At 52.7% G+C, this 2,277-nt stretch carries 3 protein-coding genes; 2 read left to right on the top strand and 1 reads right to left on the bottom strand.

The features are described 5' to 3' along the window. The first annotated feature begins 223 nt into the window (after positions 1–223). Complete coding sequence (locus E1297_RS02625; RefSeq protein WP_155133544.1) at positions 224–787, top strand: hypothetical protein; 564 nt, start codon at positions 224–226, stop codon at positions 785–787. 479 nt (positions 788–1,266) lie between these two features. Here the strand turns inward: E1297_RS02625 and E1297_RS02620 are convergent, their stop codons facing one another. Next, the gene (locus E1297_RS02620; protein ID WP_155133541.1) at positions 1,267–1,860 is read right to left on the bottom strand and encodes a L,D-transpeptidase; all 594 of its coding nucleotides are present in this window, start codon (positions 1,858–1,860) and stop codon (positions 1,267–1,269) included. Positions 1,861–2,020: 160 nt separating this feature from the next. On the opposite strand from E1297_RS02620, the gene E1297_RS49640 reads away from it, so the two are divergent. Further along, a partial coding sequence (locus E1297_RS49640) for a hypothetical protein (protein WP_209015603.1) occupies positions 2,021–2,277 on the top strand: 257 nt, incomplete at its 3' end.

The raw sequence follows: 2,277 nt of genomic DNA, 5'->3' as shown, positions 1-2,277 counted from the left end.
ATTGTGTTGCACTTGGCGCTTGAATTCACTTGGGCGTCAGCTCGCTTTGGTTTCCGCAATGGTAAATAAGCAAATCTTCAATTGTATCTGTGTGAATTCATTCAAGGTGTATTAACTAAGAATATCTTTCGAAGATTCCTGAAACTATGTGGCGCAAATTACGCGATTAAGGTAATTTCATTTAAAGTAAAAATTCTGACTTTGCTTATATGGAGTTGTGGATATGGCGCGGTTTGAAGGGGGCTGGTTGTCACGAGCAGCCATGGGGATAGCTGCCATTTCGGTAGCGGGGGAGCTGGCATCGGTCTCTCCGGCGGCTTCCCAGGAAACCGGGCAGGCGCCGATCACGGTTCGGGATTTCATTGGGTGCTGGAGATCGACCGGACCAAGCGGAATAATCATCAGGACCGACTACAACAAGCCTGACGGATACAAGGCCGCAAGCCAAGAGATCATGTTGTCTTTTGACCCCGTCGGTGGCGGGCCGGAGTATTCAGAACTGGTGAACAGCACGCTGGATGTCTGGTCGGAAAGCGAAGGGTTCTATATTCCCAGTCAGTATCTGAGCGGTGTGTTCGACCCGGTGGCAAAATCCGTAATCATTGGCGCGCCGGATCAGGGAAATTCCACAAACTACCGGCTTGGCGACCAGTTGGTGATGGTTCACCACAAGGCGACAGAGACTTCGGCGGACAATTCTTTGCGGTATTTGAAAAAAATAAGCTGTGAGGCTATGAAAGAACGTCGTGATGAACTTCACTCCACTCTAAAGCTCAATCCAGAATAGCTCCAATTGACGCAGCGTAGAGACGATCTGCCTTGAAATTTAAACGGCTGTTCGTGTTTTTTTGCGGAGTTGGCATGTGTTCAGTCGGCTATTATTATTCATGGTTTTGCGCGCGCAACCTCTTCAGGTGTCCTCATTCGCAGAGGAGGGAAAGCCTGTCAGCGCTTGGAGTTTTGCCGGCCGCTGGACGATGACGGTGCATTCAAGCGCGTCTTGCAACACAGTGTAGACTGTTCAATCTGCAGCGGTCTCTCCCGTATGGAGAACAGAACCGTTCCATTGTTGCGCGTCGCAGATAAATCCAACCGGGACACGCTATGCGGCCGCAGTGCCCCTGACGATCAATCAATCGCATCTGCCAAAAACGCAAGGACGCCTCCAAAGGCGGATTTTGCTTTTGGAGGCTTTCCCTGAGGAATAGCGCTTCAGTTTGAACGGCCAGCATCGTGCTGCGCTTCGCACTTGAATTCATCGGGTCCTCAACGGACGACCACCACGCGCGATCCGACGGTGACGTTGTTGTAAAGATGGATCACATCTTCATTGGCCAGCCGGATACAGCCGGAGGAAACCGCGTCGCCAATCGTCCATGGCTGGTTCGTGCCGTGGATCCGGTAGAGCGTGGAACCAATGTAAAGAGCGCGGGCTCCAAGGGGATTGTTTGGTCCGCCTTCCATATAGGTCGGCAAAATGCGCCCCTTCGCGCGTTCCCGGGCGCGCATTTCCGGAGGGGGCGTCCAGCCTGGCCACTCGGCCTTGCGGGTGATCCGGTGCGTTCCGGCCCACTGGAAACCTTCCTTGCCGACGCCGACGCCGTACTTCATCGCCTTGCCGCCGGGTTGGACGTGATAAAGACGCCGTTCGCCGGTATCGACAATGATTGTACCGGTGCTGTAGGGGCCATTGTAGTCGACCATCTTGCGTTTGACGGGAGACTTTCCTCCGTAAGTCGGACCGTAGGTGATCCACTTTTTGGTGGTCGGGTCAAAGAACTGTCCGCCCGATTGAGCCCATGCGGCGCCAACCGCAAGGATGAAAAACAGCGACAGCGCTGCCGTAAGCGTCTTGAACATGTACACCCCCCGTTTAATCCGGTTGCGGGCCATCCGCTGAACCCGACACGACGGTAACAACACCCTATTTCCGTTACGTTAATTCAATTTGCGCAATAAAGGGCAAAAAACAACACTCACGAATACGTGAGTAAAGCTTTTTGATTGCTTCAAAGGAATAATGCAACCTAAAATTCAGCTTTTGCGTGTTGTGTTGATGTTGTTTCGCCGCAAAGCTGCTCGAGTTGGGCAAGCCAGACTAAAAAGCGTAAGCAAGACTGGCGCGATCAGCCGTGCCGGGCAAAACCAAGGCAGTCTGATGTGGGTTGCTTCGAGAGATCTCTGCATGTTGATGGTCTGTGCAGCTGAACGCGGCCACTCTGCCCAGTATCATCTGTTTGGGATGGAGATAAAGTGTTCACGGAACGCCTTTCAAGG

It is taken from the genome of Roseibium sp. RKSG952 (assembly GCF_009711355.1).
Note: the sequence above shows the minus strand (reverse complement) of the source record. Positions and strands in the feature narration are given on the sequence as shown.

What these genes read in the sequence shown, in the direction of transcription:
- E1297_RS02620 (WP_155133541.1), bottom strand. Translation starts at nt 1,860, where the DNA reads ATGTTCAAGACGCTTACGGCAGCGCTGTCGCTGTTTTTCATCCTTGCG.
- E1297_RS02625 (WP_155133544.1), top strand. Translation starts at nt 224, where the DNA reads ATGGCGCGGTTTGAAGGGGGCTGGTTGTCACGAGCAGCCATGGGGATA.